13 protein-coding genes are annotated in these 16,882 nt (G+C 58.1%); 5 read left to right on the top strand and 8 right to left on the bottom strand.

Annotated features, from left to right (window positions below; all coding sequences use genetic code 11):
- Window positions 1-19 precede the first annotated feature (19 nt).
- From H586_RS0104485 to larB, 3 genes are read right to left on the bottom strand one after another with little or no spacing between them, the layout of a single operon-like run.
- Window positions 20-1,105: a glycosyltransferase family 4 protein gene (locus tag H586_RS0104485; protein WP_027181453.1), complete on the bottom strand. Its 1,086-nt coding sequence runs from the start codon at window positions 1,103-1,105 to the stop codon at window positions 20-22.
- Window positions 1,090-2,187, bottom strand: coding sequence for a glycosyltransferase (locus tag H586_RS18130; protein WP_051363857.1), 1,098 nt, complete (start codon window positions 2,185-2,187; stop codon window positions 1,090-1,092). The genes H586_RS0104485 and H586_RS18130 overlap by 16 nt, the downstream gene beginning before the upstream one ends.
- Window positions 2,178-2,978, bottom strand: coding sequence for a nickel pincer cofactor biosynthesis protein LarB (gene larB / locus H586_RS0104475; protein WP_027181452.1), 801 nt, complete (start codon window positions 2,976-2,978; stop codon window positions 2,178-2,180). The genes H586_RS18130 and larB overlap by 10 nt, the downstream gene beginning before the upstream one ends.
- 211 nt (window positions 2,979-3,189) lie before the next feature.
- Here larB and H586_RS0104470 point away from each other — a divergent pair, with 211 nt between their 5' ends.
- From H586_RS0104470 to H586_RS0104455, 4 genes are all read left to right on the top strand, one after another.
- Window positions 3,190-4,623 (top strand): sigma-54-dependent transcriptional regulator, encoded by a 1,434-nt coding sequence (locus tag H586_RS0104470; RefSeq protein ID WP_027181451.1) that lies wholly within the window; start codon window positions 3,190-3,192, stop codon window positions 4,621-4,623.
- 351 nt (window positions 4,624-4,974) lie between these two features.
- A complete protein-coding gene (locus tag H586_RS0104465) occupies window positions 4,975-6,906 on the top strand; it encodes an aconitate hydratase (RefSeq protein ID WP_027181450.1) in 1,932 nt (643 codons plus the stop codon).
- A gap of 35 nt (window positions 6,907-6,941) precedes the next feature.
- Window positions 6,942-8,831, top strand: a complete 1,890-nt coding sequence (locus H586_RS0104460; RefSeq protein ID WP_027181449.1) for a peptidylprolyl isomerase — start codon at window positions 6,942-6,944, stop codon at window positions 8,829-8,831.
- A 179-nt stretch (window positions 8,832-9,010) separates the two neighbouring features.
- Window positions 9,011-9,517, top strand: a complete 507-nt coding sequence (locus H586_RS0104455) for a hypothetical protein (RefSeq protein WP_011367379.1) — start codon at window positions 9,011-9,013, stop codon at window positions 9,515-9,517.
- Window positions 9,518-9,581: 64 nt separating this feature from the next.
- Here the strand turns inward: H586_RS0104455 and dnaB are convergent, their stop codons facing one another.
- Genes dnaB through rpsF form a run of 4 tightly spaced genes read right to left on the bottom strand, consistent with a single transcriptional unit; the run spans window position 9,582 to window position 12,107 of the window.
- Window positions 9,582-11,063, bottom strand: a complete 1,482-nt coding sequence (dnaB, locus tag H586_RS0104450; RefSeq protein ID WP_011367380.1) for a replicative DNA helicase — start codon at window positions 11,061-11,063, stop codon at window positions 9,582-9,584.
- Window positions 11,011-11,523: a 50S ribosomal protein L9 gene (gene rplI / locus H586_RS0104445; RefSeq protein ID WP_027181447.1), complete on the bottom strand. Its 513-nt coding sequence runs from the start codon at window positions 11,521-11,523 to the stop codon at window positions 11,011-11,013. The genes dnaB and rplI overlap by 53 nt, the downstream gene beginning before the upstream one ends.
- Before the next feature lie 13 nt (window positions 11,524-11,536).
- Complete coding sequence (gene rpsR / locus H586_RS0104440) at window positions 11,537-11,800, bottom strand: 30S ribosomal protein S18 (RefSeq protein ID WP_011367382.1); 264 nt, start codon at window positions 11,798-11,800, stop codon at window positions 11,537-11,539.
- 1 nt (window position 11,801) lies between these two features.
- Window positions 11,802-12,107: a 30S ribosomal protein S6 gene (gene rpsF, locus H586_RS0104435; RefSeq protein ID WP_011367383.1), complete on the bottom strand. Its 306-nt coding sequence runs from the start codon at window positions 12,105-12,107 to the stop codon at window positions 11,802-11,804.
- Window positions 12,108-12,415: 308 nt separating this feature from the next.
- On the opposite strand from rpsF, the gene H586_RS0104425 reads away from it, so the two are divergent.
- Window positions 12,416-14,749, top strand: a complete 2,334-nt coding sequence (locus H586_RS0104425) for an LPS-assembly protein LptD (protein WP_011367384.1) — start codon at window positions 12,416-12,418, stop codon at window positions 14,747-14,749.
- 720 nt (window positions 14,750-15,469) lie between these two features.
- Here the strand turns inward: H586_RS0104425 and H586_RS0104415 are convergent.
- Window positions 15,470-16,756: a TolC family outer membrane protein gene (locus H586_RS0104415; protein ID WP_049753789.1), complete on the bottom strand. Its 1,287-nt coding sequence runs from the start codon at window positions 16,754-16,756 to the stop codon at window positions 15,470-15,472.
- Window positions 16,757-16,882: the final 126 nt, after the last annotated feature.

Below are 16,882 nucleotides of genomic sequence, written 5' to 3'. Positions count from 1 at the left end.
CTGCTTTCCTCCGGCATGCTCAGTCCTGACGCAGACCGCGTCTGCGCAGCAAGCCTCTGTATATCCCTTCAATGCGTTCCACGCGGCGTTCGAGACCATAGGCCGGGGCCATGCTGCGGCTGGCTGCCGCCCAGCGCAGGCGTTGCTGCGGAGAGTTGTGCATGTCGCGCAGAGCATGGGAAAGAGCGCAATGGTCTCCGGCCGGAATCAGCATGCCGTTGTTGTCCACCAGTTCAGGCACGCCGCCCACGCGGGTGGCTATGGCCGGCAGTCCCATGCATATGGCTTCCAGCAGGGTGTTGGGCATGGATTCGGTGAGTGATGGCAGTACAAAAACATCCAGCAGCTGCAGGTAGTCAGCCACACATTCCGTTTTACCCAAAAGGGTTACATGTCGGCTGATCCCCAGCTCATCACACAGCGGCTGCCATTTTGCGGGGGTTACGCCTATGACCAGCAGACGGGCATTTTCCATCCGCGCCAGAGCAAATCCGCGCAGCAGCACTTCCGTCCCTTTGATGGGGTTGTCTCCGGCCACGGTGCCGTAAAAAACATCACCGTCTTTTTTGTGTATGCCCAGCTGCTGCAGGGTCTGCGCCGCAGACCTGCACGGGGTGCTGCGTCCGGCGGGAATGCCGTTGTACACCACATGCAGCCTGCAGGCGCCCACACCGTACCAGCGCAGCACATCGGCGCAGGCGCGCGAGTTGACAATAAAGGCCCCGATGCCCGGAGAAAGATAAGGCAGCGGATTGCCGGGACGGTAGACGACCCCGCGGTGCCCGACACAGACCACGTTGCGCCTGCGCCACAACAGTCCCCACCACGCGGCTTTTTTGACGGCCTTATTATGAAAGGCGTGAAAAATGGCCGGACGCGGCTGTCTGCCTTCAGGCAGCGCCTGCTCCACAGCGTGCCGCCAGCGGCGTTTGTCCGCAGGCAGATCTCCCCAGTCCATATGCGGGTCCAGCTCGCGCAGTCCTGCTTTTTTTTCGGTGAAAAATGTCACGTCGTGGCCGCGCTGTCTGAGCCCCTGTGCCAGATACAGGGCCTGCCGCGAGCCTCCGCTCTTGTTGGTGGAGGATGTGGCTAGGATGATACGCATGATGCAGGATTTCCGTGTATCAGGGTGTTGAAGAACTGCTCCAGCCTGGGAGCCTGTGTCTGCATTGAAAAAGTGGTCCGGCATTGTGTCCATGCGGCGGCCCCGAGAGAGTTCAGCTGCTCTGTTCCGGATTGTGTCAGGTCCGCCAGCGCCTTATGCAGCGCCGGACGGAAAGAGTCTGCGGGCAGAAGCAGCTGCCGGCCATGGTGCGGCCAGACTTCGGCTATGCCGCCCACATTGCGGGCGACGGGAACCAGTCCGCGTGCCATGGCTTCCAGCAGAGTGTTGGGCAGCCCCTCGCTGAGCGACGGCAGCACGAACACGTCGGCCAGCGAAAGCACGCTGCCGATATCCTGCGTAAAGCCGTGCCATGTGATGTCGCCGGCCAGACCTAGCGCGGCGGCGGTGGCTTTAAGCTCTCCGGCCTTGTCGCCGGTTCCGGCCACGTGCCAGTGAAAGCGGTGCCCGTCGGCTTTAAGTGCATGCAGCACATGCAGTACGTCGGCATGCCCTTTGTCAGACTTCAGCTGGCTGGTGGTCACAAGCTGCAGCGGGGCGGCGCTGTCGCGGCGCAGTGCTGCGGGCGCAGGCGACGGAGTTTTGGCCGACAGGATGACCGTGGAGTCTTTTTTGTCAACAAAAGGCAGAGCGTCCAGCATGCCTTGGCGGATAAACTCGCACGGGCAAAGATAGTGCGGTCTGACCAGCCGGTGCACGGCCCGGACTTTCCAGTGATTGCGCATGTCACGCGGCAGGCCTATGCGGTGAACCACGGGCAGCCCGCATAAGGCGGCTGCCACGCCCGCGGTGCGGATGTCGCGTCCTACATTGACCAGAACTGCCTGTGTGCCCTGACGGCGGAAAAAAGACGCAAAACGCCAGATGGACGCGGGATTGAAGTCAGGCCCGAATGAAACTTCGTGCGCGGGCAGTCCGGCATGGGCCGCACGCTGCACAAAAGGGCCCTTCCGGCCGAAAATGGTCACTTCGTGGCCCATTTGCTGCAGGGCGGCGGCAAACTCCACGGTCCATGTCTTGACGCCGCCCCAGCTTCTGGAGCTGTTGAAAAATGCTAGTCGCATGAATCTGCTGTGTCCGGTGTTGTTTTTTGCAGCATTTTTACGGCAAAGGCGGCAGCGCCATAGCCGTTGTCGATATTGGTTACAGTGATGCCCGCGGCACAGCTGTTCAGCATGGCCAGCAGGGCAGCCATGCCGCCTGCTCCCGTGCCGTAACCCACAGATGTGGGTACAGCGATGACGGGAGCGCTCAGAAATCCTGCCAGTACACTGGGCAGGGCACCTTCCATACCGGCACAGGCAATCACCGCCGCCGCCGCGTCCAGTGCGCGCATGTGCGCACTCAGCCTGTGCAGACCGGCCACGCCCACGTCGCATATCAATCCGGCATCAATGCCGTGAAAACGCAGTGTTCCCAGTGCCTCTAAGGCTGTACGCATATCTGCCGAGCCGGCGGTCACAATCAGCACACGCCCCCGTGAAGGCCACGGCGGGGTGAGTGTCAGCTGTCTGCCCAGCGAAAAAAGACCGGCCTGCGGCCAGTATTCGCCGCCGGACCGGCTGCGGGAAAGTAAACGACCTTGCTCCGGTGTGCAACGGGTAACAAGCACCTGTCCGCTGCGGCAGGCTATGGACTCCACTGCTGCCAGCAGGCGGCTGTCGTCCTTGCCCTGAGCAAAGACAACTTCGGCCATGCCTGTGCGCAGCCCGCGGTGATGGTCGGGGTGCAGCCCGTCCAGTATGTCGGTACCCGGATCAAGCCTGAGCTGCTGCAGTGCCTGTTCGGCAGAGGTTCTGCCCGAGGCGACGGCGCGGAGCAAGGCGCGCAGAGTGTCTGTTTCCGGATCGGGCATGGCGATTCTCTCTTTGGTTGCGTGTAGTGATGTTACGGCCGGAAAAAAGGTGTACCGGATACCGCCGGCGCCGCCAAGCCTACCGCACAAGCCCGCGGTGGAAAAGGCGGTTATGCCGCCTGTACGGGTATTTTGCGTATCTGTCTGAATTGTGGCATAATGATGCATTGGGGCATTGCAACCAGTTGTTCTTACGGGTATTGAGATAAGCATGTCATCAAGGCGCATTCTGTTTCTCGCACCGGCTCAGTCCGTCACGCGTATTTTCCCTCAGCTGAAAGAAGCCGGCTATGAAGTGGGGATTGCCGAAAACCTTAAAGGTGCATCGGCGTTTATCCGCAAATCAGGGCCGTCGGTTATTTTCTCGCGTCCGCAGCTTCCGGGGTACAAGGTCGAAGACCTGCTTTCGGTCAGTGCTGACGATTCTTCGTTTCCTCCCGTCATCATTTTCACCGACAAAGGCTCTGCAGAAGAAGCAGAGCGTTTTTTAGGCATGGGAGCACGCGATTACTGGCTCGAACCGCTGCAGTTTGAAAAGGTGAAAGCGGCTGTGCCCGCGGTGCCGCGGACACCGGCATCCGCACCGGCTTCCAGCACTCTGGGCGGGCGTACGCCCCTGCCCGAAGGTGACGGCTCGCGTATTATCGGCTCGCATCCTGCCGTGGCACGGGTGCTGGCACTGGCAAAGCAGGTTGCGCCTTCCCGTGCCACGGTGCTGATCTCCGGCGAGTCAGGCACAGGCAAGGAAATGTTCGCGCGGTATCTGCACCGCAGCAGCGACAGAGCAGACAAGGCCTTTGTGGCGGTCAACTGCGCTGCTTTGCCCGAGCACCTGCTCGAAAGTGAGCTTTTCGGTCATGAAAAAGGATCGTTTACCGGAGCCATAGCCAGAAAGCTGGGAAAATTTGAACTGGCCAGCGGCGGTACGCTGTTGCTGGATGAAATTTCGGAGATGGATCTGGGCCTGCAGGCCAAGCTGCTGCGCGTACTGCAGGAAGGCGAGATAGACCGCGTGGGCGGGACCGAGACCATCAAGGTTGATGTGCGGGTGCTGGCCACCACCAACCGTTCGCTTGAAGACTGGGTCAAAGAAGGGAAGTTCCGTCAGGATTTGTACTTCCGGCTCAATGTGATTCCGCTGCGCCTGCCTGCGCTGCGCGAACGCGGCGATGATATTGTGCGGCTGGCCCGTTTTTTCATAGCCATGTATGTGCGCGACTACGGCCTGCCTCCGCTGGAGCTGGCTCCTGCCGCCGTGCAGTGGCTTGAGGAATATGACTGGCCGGGCAACGTGCGGGAGCTGCAGAACCTGATGGAGCGGGCATCGCTGCTTGCGGGCAAAGGGCCCATCACTGTTTCTCATTTTCTGCTTGATCCCGACAGCTGGCCCGTGTTTGCCGATGAAGGCTCGCATGAGCAGCAGCCGGATCAGGAGCATTGTGACGGTGCTTCGCCGGAAAGCGGCACCGATCCTTTCAGCGGCGGAGTCATTCCGCTGCATGAAATGGAGCGCATAATGATTCTCAAAGGTCTGGAGCAGACGTCCGGAAACCGGACCATGGCCGCAGACCTGCTGGGGATTTCAGTGCGTACGCTGCGTAACAAGCTTAATGAATACCGCAGCGCCGGACTGGAAATACCCTGAACGGGACCGTATGACCGGTGGCCGGCGGTTCTGGCCTGCCACGGGCCGTTTTTTTCCGTTCCGGCGAAAAGAGCATGCCGTCCTGCGGGGCGGTTTGCGCGTATATAAGCGAATACCCGCGCCGTGCTGCATGGCGGCAGGGCGAAACGGCGCAAGCCGTGTGTGAACAGAGGGGCGGCCGCCACATGCCGGAAGCCGCTTCATGGATTGCCTGCGCCTGTGCGCGGGCGGATGAAACGACCGCTGCCTGTCGTGGCTTTGTGCAAGCCGGACGGGGCGGCATGCTTCCCCCGTGCGGCGGCACGCAGAGCGCGGCAACTTTTTTTATCCGTGAGTACGAGGGAATTAGCCATGACTATGAATCTGACACAAAAGATCATTGCCGCCCATCTTGTAAGCGGCGAGATGACACAGGGCGCCGAAATAGGGCTGCGCATAGACCAGACGCTGACGCAGGATGCCACCGGCACCATGGCGTATCTGCAGTTTGAAGCCATGGGCGTTGACAGGGTGCGCACTGACCTGTCGGTCAGCTATGTGGACCACAACACGCTGCAGATGGGATTCCGCAATCCGGATGACCACCGTTTTCTGCGCACGGTGGCGCAGAAGTACGGCATTGTCTATTCACCGGCGGGCACGGGCATCTGTCATCAGCTGCATCTGGAAAATTTTGCGGTGCCCGGTTCCACGCTGGTGGGGTCGGACAGCCACACGCCCACGGCGGGCGGTATAGGTGCCCTTGCCATGGGGGCTGGCGGGCTTTCCGTTGCTCTGGCCATGGCAGGAGAGCCGTATTTCATCACCATGCCCCGAGTGGTGAAAGTGCGTCTGGAAGGCCGCCTGAAGGGGTGGGCCACGGCAAAGGATGTCATTCTGCATCTGCTGGGGCTGCTGACAGTCAAGGGCGGTGTGGGCAAGGTGTTTGAATACGCCGGTCCCGGTGTCGAAACCCTCAGCGTGCCCGAGCGTGCCACCATCACCAACATGGGGGCCGAACTGGGCGCCACCACGTCGGTGTTCCCCAGCGATGAGCGCACCCTCGATTTTCTGAAGGCCATGGGCCGTGCTGATGTATGGAAGCCGCTGGCGGCGGATGACGGGGCGCAATACGACGAAGAGGTCGTCATTGACCTTTCGGCACTGCAGCCGCTGGCTGCGCAGCCGCACATGCCCGACAGGGTGGTGCCGGTGGCCAGTCTGGACGGTCTGAAGGTTGATCAGGTGGCCATCGGGTCGTGCACCAATTCATCATACGCCGACCTTAAAGGTGCGGTAAGCCTGCTGGCAGGCAACAGGGTATGCGCCGGCACCGATACGCTGGTTTCCCCCGGTTCCAAGCAGGTGCTGAAGATGCTTGCGCGTGAAGGGCTGGTCGAGCCGCTGCTTGATTCCGGCGCACGGCTGCTGGAGTGTTCATGCGGGCCGTGTATCGGCATGGGGGGGTCCCCTGTCAGCGGGGGCGTGTCGGCCCGTACCTTCAACCGCAATTTTGAAGGCCGCAGCGGTACCAAAGACGGGCAGGTTTATCTTGTCAGTCCGCTGACCGCAGCCATGGCTGCTTTGCGCGGCTGTTTCACCGATCCCGCCACATGGGGAGAAGCTCCCGCGGTGGCCGATCTGCCCGCCGAAGTCCCTTCCATCGCTGATTTGTTTGCCTATCCGCCGCAGGACGGAGCAGGCACAGCGGTTGTCTACGGGCCCAACATCGTGGCGCTGGAGCGTTTTGAACCGCTGCCGGAGCAGCTGCAGGCCGGTGTGCTTATCCGGCTGGGTGACGATATAACCACCGACCACATTATGCCCGCCGGTGCGGAAATAACCTCGCTGCGGTCCAATGTGCCCGCCATTGCGCGGCATGTTTTCGGCCGGGTGGACGAAGATTTTGTCACGCGGGCCGATGCCGTGGAAAACGGGGTTATCGTGGCAGGTGAAAATTACGGACAGGGATCCAGTCGCGAACATGCGGCCCTTGCTCCGCGCCATCTGGGTGTGCGTGCGGTCATAGCCAAGTCGCTTGCCCGTATCCACAGAGCCAATCTTGTGAACTTCGGCATTCTGCCGCTGATTCTGGAAGATAAAGCCGACTATGCGCAGCTGGAACAGGGCTGCACCGTCACTCTGGACACCACGCTGCTGGCTCCGGGAGCCGTCGTGCAGGTAACAGTGGACGGCGGCGCTGCAGTGGCTGTCAGGAATGATTTGACTGCTAAGGAATTGGACATTATTCGGGCAGGCGGATTGCTTAATTATGTACGTCTCTCGAAAACGGCTGCTGCTTAGCGGCGGCCCATCTGCTTTGAAAAAACGGAGTGCTCATGCTGGACTCAATAAGACAGAACGCCCAGTCGTGGGGCGTTAAAATCGCCTTCGGGCTTATCATCATCGTGTTTGTCTTCTGGGGCGTCGGCTCCATGGACAACCAGCCTTCCAATGTGGTGGCAAAGGTGGGCAAAACGTCCATCACCGTCAATGCCTTTGCCAGAGAATATGAACAGCAGGTCGAGCTTGTCCGTGCTCAGTTTCCGGACGTGACCTCGGAAGATCTGAAGCAGGCGGGGCTGAAAATGCGCGTTCTGAATCAGATGATTTCCGAAGTGCTGCTTGTGCAGCAGGCCGAAAAGCAGGGGCTGGAGGTTTCTCCCGCCGAACTGAAGCTGCGTATCGCCGAGATTCCCGTGTTCAACGATGCCGATGGCAACTTTGACGGTGAGCGTTACAAACAGGTGCTGGCTGCACAGGGTACCACACCCGGCGCGTACGAAGACAAGATCCGTCGTTCCATGCTGGCGCAGAAAATGCGTGATTTCATCACCATGCCTGCCGCCGTCACCGCAGAAGAAGCCAAAGCCATGTTCCTGTATTCTGCAGAACGCAGAAGCATGGATTATGTGCTTTTTGCCGCGGAAAATTATCTGGATCAGGTGAAGCCCGGCGAAGAGCAGATTTCCGCTTTTTACAAGCAGAATATTGAAAATTATAAAGTGCCCCCGCGCGTGACGCTGCAGTACGTGATGATCACTCCTGCGGCACTGGCCGACGGCGCTTCTGTCTCTGATGACCGCATAGCTGCCTATTACGAAGACAATAAAGAATCATTCCGTCAGGAAGAACGGGTGCACGCCCGTCACATTCTGGTTCTGGCAGATGCCGGTGCGTCGGAAGAAAAGGTGGCCGCGGCTGAGAAAAAGATAAACGAATTGTATGAGCGGATCCGCAAGGGTGCTGATTTTGCCAAGGTGGCCAAAGAAGCCTCTGAAGGGCCCAGTGCTCCGCTTGGCGGCGATCTGGGCTGGTTCGGTCGCGGACAGATGGTGCCTGAGTTTGAGCAGGCAGCCTTTGCCGCTGCCGCCGGTCAGGTAACCGCACCTGTGCGCACGCAGTTCGGTTTCCACATCATCAAAGTGGAAGAAAAAGAAAACGCCCGTATCCGCACGCTGGACGAAGTGCATGATGAGATTTCGCACCGTCTGGCCGAAGAGGCCGCGCTGGAAAAGGTTACTCCCACTCTGGACGCCGCACTGGAAGCACTGCTTGCCGGTGAAGACCTGCCTGCCGTGGCGGAGCGCATGCACCTTTCCCTGCGTGACAGCGGTCAGTTCACCCGCGCTCAGGCCACCGGCCTGCTTGGTGTTGAAGCTGCATCTGTCGAGCTTATTTTCACCACGCCCGAAGGGTCTGTCATTGACACGCCCATGGAAGTGGAAGGTGGCTACATGCTGGCCAAGGTTGTTTCCAGCAAGGAAGAAACCTACCGCGAGCTGGACGTTGTGAAGGCGGACGTCATCGCCCGTTTGAAGCAGCAGGAAGCCATGAAGCTGGCCGCTGATGCTGCGCGCGAAGCCGTAGCAGCGCTGAAGAACGACGGTTCTCTGCCGCAGTCTGCCGCAGCCCGTGTGAAGAAAAGCGAACCTTTCGGCCGTCAGGGCTTTATTCCCGGTGTGGGACAGGCTCCTGATGTGACTTCCGCCATATTCAAGGCTGCCGATGACGCATGGATAGCTGAAGCGTTTCAGACTCCCACCGGTGCTGTTGTGGCTAAGCGCGCCGCTGTGCTTACCCCCGATGAAACTCAGTGGGCGCAGGTTAAAGACCGTTTTGTTGACGCCATGCTGCAGAGCAAGCGCGAAGAGCTGTACCGTGCCTACATGCAGGACCTGCTTACCAAAACAAAGGTTGAGCTGGTGAACAACAAGATTCTTGAGTAACCGCAGAGCATTCCCGGGCCGCCCTGAAAGGGGCGGCCTTTTTTTGTCTTTACAAAGATCTTTCCGGCCATGCCGGAGAGATTTTTTTGTGTTATGGTGTTGCTGACCGCGTCGGCCCCTTGCATGTACCTGCATGCCGGGTGCACAATGTGCAGACCATGCTTAAGGAGAATCCGGTAATGAAAAGAAACATATCTCTTCTGTTGTGCTGCGTTGCGCTGTTCGCCCTGTGCGGCTGCGTCAAATCGGGCGTGCGTACGGGACCTGCCAGCATCTATGGTGCGGAATCGTTTCGCCCTGAACAGCTGGTTGCTCAAATGGACTCATTTACAGTGTGGCTGTGCGTTGACAGGGCCAGACAGACAGCTGTTCTTTTTATGCCGCGAGATTCCGGATGGCAGCCGGAGTTCCGGCAGGGCGGCTGGCGGAAGGTTGATGATCCGGCGGTGATCTCCGATGCTGTGCTGCTTATGCGCCACTACTATGCCATAGGCAGTTTTGCCGACGGTATCGGTATTGACGAAGGCGGGCAGCGGCTGTTTGCCGGATACCTGTTTGCTCCGGTAAAGCCCGATATGTGGCGCTCGGCGCAGGATGACCGCACGCTGATCATACGCCGTCTGACATGGGATCAGGTGGTGCGTGCAGGCAAGGTGCCCGGGGTGCCGTATCCCGACAGGCTGTAGGTGCCAACCGCAGCCAGAACAAACAATGACGCCGCGCTTCTCAGGGAGCGCGGCGTCATTGTGTTTACTGGAATTCTTCTGAGGGCGGAGGCACTTCGGCCAGATCTTCAAAGGCCGTGTATGACCCTATGTAGGCAAGCTCTGCCATGCCGGTTGGTCCGTTACGCTGTTTGCCGATGATGATTTCGGCAACCCCCTTTTTGGGGTTGTCATCCCGTTTGTTATATACCTCGTCGCGATAGACAAACATGATGATGTCGGCATCCTGCTCAATAGCGCCCGATTCGCGAAGGTCGGAGAGCATGGGACGCTTGTTGGTGCGTTCTTCCACTTTACGGTTGAGCTGGGAAAGCGCAATGACGGGGATATTGAGTTCCTTGGCCAGCGCTTTGAGGTTTCGGGATATATCGGAAATTTCCAGTTCGCGTGAATCTGTTCTGCGGCTGGAACGCATAAGCTGCAGGTAGTCGACAACAACCATGCCGACGCCTTTGTCGGCATGCAGGCGGCGGGTACGGGCACGCAGATCCAGCGTGGTGATGGCCGGAGTATCGTCGATGTAGATGGGCGCGCGTGAAAGCACGTCTGCGGCAGCATACAGCTTTGCCCAGTCCTCGTCGTCCAGAAATCCTTTACGCAGCTTGCCCAGATCAACCTTGCCCCATGCGCATAACATACGCATCATGAGCGATTCCATGGACATTTCCAGCGAATAAATGGCGACGGGCGTTCCCGCATTGACGGCGGCACGCATGGCCATGTTCAGCACAAAAGCGGTCTTGCCCATGGAAGGACGCGCCGCAATGATGATAAGGTCAGAAGGCTGAAGGCCTGCCGTCATGCTGTCCAGCCGGAAGTATCCTGTGGTTACCCCGGTGACAAGCTCCTTGCGTTCCACCCGTTTTTCCAGATCTTCAAAAACCTTGCTGACCAGTTCCTTGGAGCTTTTGAAAACTTTGCCCGTGGTCCTTTCGGAAATGGAAAATATGGATGATTCGGAATGGTCGAGCAACTGCTCGATGTCCTGTGACGCATCGTAGCAGTTGCTGATTATATCGCTGCAGGCACCGATGAGAGAGCGCTGCAGCGACTTGTTGCGCACAAGCGTGGCATAGTGTTCCGCGTTGGCGGCGCTGATGACCGATTCGGCCAGCTCTGCCAGATACACGGTGCCGCCCGCCATCTCCAGTTTACCCTGATCTTTCAGAAATTCAGCTACCGTGATGAGATCAATGGGTGAGTTGCGGCGGTACAGCTCGGAAAACGATTCAAAGATGGTCTTGTGAGCGGGAAGATAAAAGTCGTCTTCATTAACGATATCAACCAGCGTGTGGAATACCTGTCCGCGTAAAAAAACCCCCCCGAGCACGGCCTGTTCAGCCTCTACACTGTGGGGGGGAACGTTACGCAGCAGGTCGTCAGAAACCTGATCCACCTGCCCGAAGGGACCGCCCCCGCCCGTGCGGGCGGGAGCGTTTCCCTGAAAGGCTGTGCTATTCTGCGGCTTCTTCCACTGCGGGTTCTTCTGCTGCGGATTCTTCTGCATCAGCTTCCTCGGTGCGGCCTTCGGCCACTACCTTGAGGGCGATTACGGCTTCTACGTCGGCATGCAGGCGCACGCGCACGTCGTATTCGCCAAGATTGCGGATAGGTGCATCCAGCAGGATGCGGCGACGGTCGATTTCAACACCGGCTTCTGCCAGAGCATCGGCAATGTGTGCAGGGGTGACAGAGCCGTACAGCTTGTCGTTTTCGCCCACGCGCACTGCGATGGATACATCGGCTGCGGCGATTTTTTCTGCCAGAGTGGTGGCAGTGGCGCGCACTGCATCCATTTCTGCCTGCAGTTTTCTGCGTTCCATTTCAAACACTTTCATGTTTGAAGCGGTGGCAGCCATGGCCATGCCCTGCGGCAGCAGGAAGTTGCGGCCGTAACCGGGGCGCACTTCGACAATGTCGCCCAGCTTGCCCAGATTTTCAACGTCTGCTCTAAGAATAACCTTCATCATGACATGCCTCCTACAGCGAGCTCTTCTTCAGCACATCACTGGAGTGCGTGGACGTGTAGAAAAGAAGAGCCATCTGACGGGCGCGCTTGATTTCAGTGGTCAGCAGGCGCTGGTGATGGGCACAGGTGCCGGTGATGCGACGTGCGATAATCTTGCCGCGTTCGGTAACGAAGTCGCGCAGGATATCGGGACGCTTGTAGTTGATGGGCAGGTCTTTATCTGCGCAGAAGCGGCAGAATTTGCGCCGGGGAGTGAATCTTTTTTTGAAAGCCATGTTACGCTGCCTCCTCAGCTTCGTCCGCCAGCTTGACGGTGACAAACTTGTAAATGCCGTCGGTGATGCGGATGATGCGTTCCAGTTCGGCTACGGAAGGACCGGCAACGGCATATTCCAGACGGACATAGTAGCCGCGCATGTGCTTGCGCACAGGGTAGGCGAGGTCGCGCATGCCCCAGTGGTCAACGGCCAGAACAGAACCCTGTTCGCGCTCGATGACACCGGTGAGAACTGCGAGCAGATCCTCACGGGGCTGGCTGCCGAGCTCGGGAGAGAGCAGCAGCAACGTTTCAAACTTTCTCATGTTGAATCTCCTTATGGTCTTAAGGCCCGTCCCGCAGGGACGAGCAAGGGCGAAACAGGTCTATTAGCCGCCATCGCGGCCTGTGTCAACGGCTTTATGGCGCAGCGCCATTGTGCACGTTGCATATGGCCTGATTATTGTAGTAATATTTTCCGGCGGCTGTAACGAGCTTTTCCTGCGGGGAAAGCTGTGGTACATCCGCCTGAGCGCCGCGTGGCCGATGTACCCTTTTTTCGGGGCATCTTTTTGTAATATCAAAGAAATCAATCTGCCCGGATTGCTGCGGGACTACCACGAGAACGCTGTTGATGCGAAAAGACTGTCGAAATTTATTTTTCTGCTGCGTTGTTTTTCTGACGTGCTTTCTGCTGACCGGGCATGGCGCGGCGCTGGCCGGCACCATTTCGGTGACGGATAGCGAGCAGGAAACCGTTCACTGGAATCTGACCGCGGACAGGGTTGTCACCCATAGTGACAGCAATATGATCGAAGCGTTCGGCAATGTGGCGCTCCGCGAAGGCGACGATTTTCTGAAAGCTGATTTTATCAGATATTTCGGCGATACGGACTGGGTGCTGCTGAAGGGCAATGTAAGCGTAAAAATGGGGCGCGACGTGGTGGACGCCTCTGAAGCCGAATTTGACCTGAAAAACAGAGTAGGATGGCTGCGCGACGGCTCGGTGTTTGTTGACGGACCGCATATCTATTTTTCCGGTGAGAGAGTGCAGAAGGACTTCGGCGATTCATACCGGTTCCGCAATGCCAAGATAACCGCGTGTGACGGCGAGGTGCCCGCATGGTCCATAACCGCGCGTGAAGCCACCATCGAGCTTGAAGGGTATTCACAGCTCTGGCATACCAGCATGCAGGTGAAGGACCACAGCGTGCTGTACGCTCCGTACGCCATTCTGCCTGCCAAAAAGAAACGGCAGACAGGCTTTCTGCTGCCCGAGGTGGGGCAGAGCTCAAAGCGCGGTTTGTATTATAACCAGCCATTTTTCTGGGCCATCAGCGACACGGCAGACCTGACGTACAATGCATACTGGATGGAGTTGCGCGGGCTGATGCAGGGGCTTGAGTTTCGTCACCACACCACTGAAGACAATAAAAGCTGGCTGCGTGTCGACTACCTGAAGGATGCCCGTACAGACAGCACCGAAGAAGACGAGCCGGGCGGACTGGACGATGATGGTCTGGTGCGGAACAACGATGACAGATTCTGGGTGCGCGGTATGTTCGACGGCACGCTGCACGATACGCAGTGGAAGCTGAAAGCCACGGTGGACTATGTTTCCGACCAGAATTACCTGCGTGAATTTTCGTCCGGTATGAGCGGTTTCAACCGCAGTCAGGACGATATGGAAGATCTGTTCGGCCGCAGCCTGGCCGGAGAGGCGCAGAACAGAACCAGTGAAGTGCTTCTTTCCCGTGACTGGCAGCGGGTGGGGCTTGGCATCAGTTCCAGCTTTACCCAGAACGTCAACGTGGGGAACGGCAACCTTACCTCTTCTGCCGATAATACCGTGCAGACCCTGCCCAAGATCGACCTGTATCTTTTTAAAAGTAACCTTGTGGACGGCGCCGCCCTGCCGGTGGAGATTCAGGCCACGGCACAGGCTGCCAACTTCTGGCGGCACAACGGTACCACCGGCGCACGCTTTGAAGTGGCTCCGCAGATCAGCATTCCCCTTTCCGGCCGGTACGGCTCCGTCATTTCCACCGTGGGATTGCGCCATACGCAGTATTCCACCAGTCACAAAGAACCGGACGGTATACAGGAGCAAAGTGCCACCGGTACGTCGCGTACCATTCCCAGCCTGAATATTGCGGCTTTTACCGAAATGGCGCGCACTTTCAGTCTGGCAGGGCAGGACCCTGCCGCAGGAATGAAAGCCGGAGATTCTCGCTGGACAATGCTGCGGCACAGTATTCAGCCACGTGTGAGTTACGACAATACCCCCAATGTCAATCAGGACGACAACCCGTTCTACGATGTGGACGACCGTATTCTGGCGCGTAACGAGCTGACCTATTCGGTGACCAACCTGTTCACGCGCAAGCGGCTGAGTGTGAGCGCGGGGGCTGATGAGGAAAATCCCGAACTGGTGCAGCGCTACGATTATTCCGATTTTCTGCGGTTGCGGCTGCAGCAGAGCTACGACTTCCGCGAAGCCGACCGCACCGAGCAGCTTGAAAAATACAGCCGGCGTCCTTTTTCCGATGTGGAGCTGGAAGCGCGCCTCAGCTACGACAACATAGCATCGCTCACCAGCCGCACCTATTGGTCTCCGTATATCGGCATGGTGACCCGCCATGAGCATACGCTGGATTTCACGTATTACGAGCGGGCTACGTTCCGCACCACGTTTGACTTCCGCCAGCAGGTGGACGAGTACAAGCGTAAAGAAACAGAAACGGATGACAAGCTGAGCTCCATGAATTCAGAACTGGAGCTGAAGCTGTGGGGGCCGTGGACGCTGGGACTTAACTACGAAGTGGATCTGGAAAAAGGCAAAGATATAGAGAAAGGCGTGGATCTGCTGTATTCGCATCAGTGTTTCGATCTGCAGTTCAGCTACGCCAAAGACGGCGTGGAAGACGAGTTCTCGTTGTGGCTGGCTTTGCCCGGCCTTAGCTTCTGATTATCCTGCCTGTCTGCAAACGTGTACTCGCAGCGCTGCGGAGCTTTTCTCCGCAGCGCTTTTTTTTTTTGCGGAACAGGCGCGTGGGGCGCAATCAATATACGGCACCGGAGGCGTGCCGCGGTATGGCGCAGGGCAGAAGCGCTGCGGGGCGCGTTTTCCGGTGCAGGTGTGTCCCTGTGGTGCTTGCAGGGCGGATATGCATTGCACGGTCACCGGCTGCGCGGGCGCGGGTGAAAGGAGTTTTTTTTATTCTCAGCGCCGCCGCCTATGCGTGTCCATAACCATAAGGCAGGGGGCCCGATATCTTTCGCATGCGGCCTTACCTGCGTCTGGCAGCGGCTGTGCGTGCCTGTGCCGTTCCAGTGCAGGCATCCGGTCTCGTCAGCACATAAGGGCTATGGTTTTTTCCCGGTTTTGCATCGGTCTGCAGTCAGGTCAGGGAGGCTAGTTGCCGGCATGGAGCGGGCACGGCCCTACGGAGTGTGCAGGTTCTTTTGTCTGCCGGATAGCCGGCCTCAATGGCTGCTGGGAAGGCAGGATGGATATGGGTATGCCGGTGCGGAACAGGGGCGGTGAGGCTTCTGCCGCGCGGTGCGCTAAGTCTGCTGAAAGGTGTTTATTCAGGTGGCCGTCTGCATCCGGTAGTCATCTCCGGCAGTGCAGCTTTGCACATAAAAAAAGGGCCTGCAACTGCAGGCCCTTCGAAAAAGTACCGGATCAGGAGTTCTGTTCGGCGGTTTCCTGTTTGTAGATGGCCGGATCGAGACCGACTGTTTCTATCAGTTTGCCGCCAAGCGCCACCAGCCTGTATTCGGCCACGATTTCGTTTACCGTGGCTGTGACCAGCTGGATGGAAGAGCTGTAGAGCTCATTTTCGGCATCCAGCACGTCCAGCAGGCTGCGCTGTCCCACGCTGAACTGCTCGATATACATGTCGCGGGTCTGGGTGTTGTATTCAACTGCTTCGTTGAAAAGCCGCTTCTGCTCACGGGCGTTTTCCAGAGCATTCCATGTGTCGCTGGTTTCCTGCATCAGGGCTTCATTGATATTCTGCAGGTCCATCATGGAACGGCGCTTGCGGGCACCTTCTGCTTTTTCTGCGGCCAGATCGGATCCGCCGCGGAAAATATTCCATGAAACGCGCAGTTGCAGGGCGTTGTCCACTTCCCATGTGGTGCTGCTTTCCACCTGATCCTTGTAGGTGTTGGAAGCCTGAGCGGTAAAGGTGGGGTAGTATTCGGAACGTGCAAGCTGAATGCGCTGTTCATTTTCCTGAATTTCAGCCTGCTGGGCTGCCAGCTTGGGGTTGCTGGTCAGCGCGAGCTGCAGTGCGGAATCAAACGTGCCGGGCACACCGGCCGGTTTATCGGCCCAGTCCACCTCCGGAGCATCTGTACCGGCAATGCGTCTGTAGTTGGCTTCCGCCACCAGCAGTTCCTGCCGGGCATTGCTGAGCGATGCCTGTGCACGGGCAAGACGTCCTTTGGTCTGCGACACGTCAGCCAGACTTGTGGCACCCATTCTCTGACGCTCTTCCTGCGATTTCAGAATGTCTTCATGATTTTTAACATTCTGTTCGGCCAGCAGAACAAGATTGCGCTGGCGGTACAGCTCAAGGTGCGCTCTGATGGCTTCCAGCGCGAGTACTTCCGCGTTGTCTGTCAGTCTGCTGTCTGCATTTGCCAGCCGCGCTTCCTGAATGCCTATCTGGCTGTTCACCTTGCCGCCGTCCCACAGCAGCTGTGAAAGCGTGGTGGTTATGTCGCTGCGTTCTTCCCAGTGGTTCTTGCGGCCGTCAGTGCGGGTCAGCGCATCGTTCACCTGTTCCACGCCGTACCCTGCATTGAAGTCGAGCCGGGGAAACCAGCCGCCTTCGGCATCGCGCACATCATGCTTTGCGGCACTCACGCCTTCTTTGAATGATTTGATTACAGGGTTGTTTTTCAGGGTGGCTTCCACACTTTGCTGTAAAGAAGTTCCTGCAAAGGCTTGACCGGAAAGCATAAACACTCCGGCTGCGGAAAGCAGCACCGCATTTTTGCAGGCGCTTAAGAATGGTGAACAAGTGTGTGACATGACAGAACCCTTGGTAATAATATTCCAACGTATAGGGAAAACGGATAGCGTATA

The organism is Oleidesulfovibrio alaskensis DSM 16109 (genome assembly GCF_000482745.1).
In the GTDB taxonomy this organism is placed as follows: domain Bacteria; phylum Desulfobacterota; class Desulfovibrionia; order Desulfovibrionales; family Desulfovibrionaceae; genus Oleidesulfovibrio; species Oleidesulfovibrio alaskensis.
The sequence above is the reverse complement of the archived record's forward strand: the minus strand, read 5'-3'. Positions and strand labels throughout refer to the sequence as shown.

Excerpts from the sequence above, each read along its gene's own strand:
- H586_RS0104485 (WP_027181453.1), bottom strand. The coding sequence starts at position 1,105 with ATGCGTATCATCCTAGCCACATCCTCCACCAACAAGAGCGGAGGCTCG.
- H586_RS18130 (WP_051363857.1), bottom strand. The coding sequence starts at position 2,187 with ATGCGACTAGCATTTTTCAACAGCTCCAGAAGCTGGGGCGGCGTCAAG.
- larB (WP_027181452.1), bottom strand. The coding sequence starts at position 2,978 with ATGCCCGATCCGGAAACAGACACTCTGCGCGCCTTGCTCCGCGCCGTC.
- H586_RS0104470 (WP_027181451.1), top strand. The coding sequence starts at position 3,190 with ATGTCATCAAGGCGCATTCTGTTTCTCGCACCGGCTCAGTCCGTCACG.
- H586_RS0104465 (WP_027181450.1), top strand. The coding sequence starts at position 4,975 with ATGACTATGAATCTGACACAAAAGATCATTGCCGCCCATCTTGTAAGC.
- H586_RS0104460 (WP_027181449.1), top strand. The coding sequence starts at position 6,942 with ATGCTGGACTCAATAAGACAGAACGCCCAGTCGTGGGGCGTTAAAATC.
- H586_RS0104455 (WP_011367379.1), top strand. The coding sequence starts at position 9,011 with ATGAAAAGAAACATATCTCTTCTGTTGTGCTGCGTTGCGCTGTTCGCC.
- dnaB (WP_011367380.1), bottom strand. The coding sequence starts at position 11,063 with ATGCAGAAGAATCCGCAGCAGAAGAACCCGCAGTGGAAGAAGCCGCAG.
- rplI (WP_027181447.1), bottom strand. The coding sequence starts at position 11,523 with ATGAAGGTTATTCTTAGAGCAGACGTTGAAAATCTGGGCAAGCTGGGC.
- rpsR (WP_011367382.1), bottom strand. The coding sequence starts at position 11,800 with ATGGCTTTCAAAAAAAGATTCACTCCCCGGCGCAAATTCTGCCGCTTC.
- rpsF (WP_011367383.1), bottom strand. The coding sequence starts at position 12,107 with ATGAGAAAGTTTGAAACGTTGCTGCTGCTCTCTCCCGAGCTCGGCAGC.
- H586_RS0104425 (WP_011367384.1), top strand. The coding sequence starts at position 12,416 with ATGCGAAAAGACTGTCGAAATTTATTTTTCTGCTGCGTTGTTTTTCTG.
- H586_RS0104415 (WP_049753789.1), bottom strand. The coding sequence starts at position 16,756 with ATGCTTTCCGGTCAAGCCTTTGCAGGAACTTCTTTACAGCAAAGTGTG.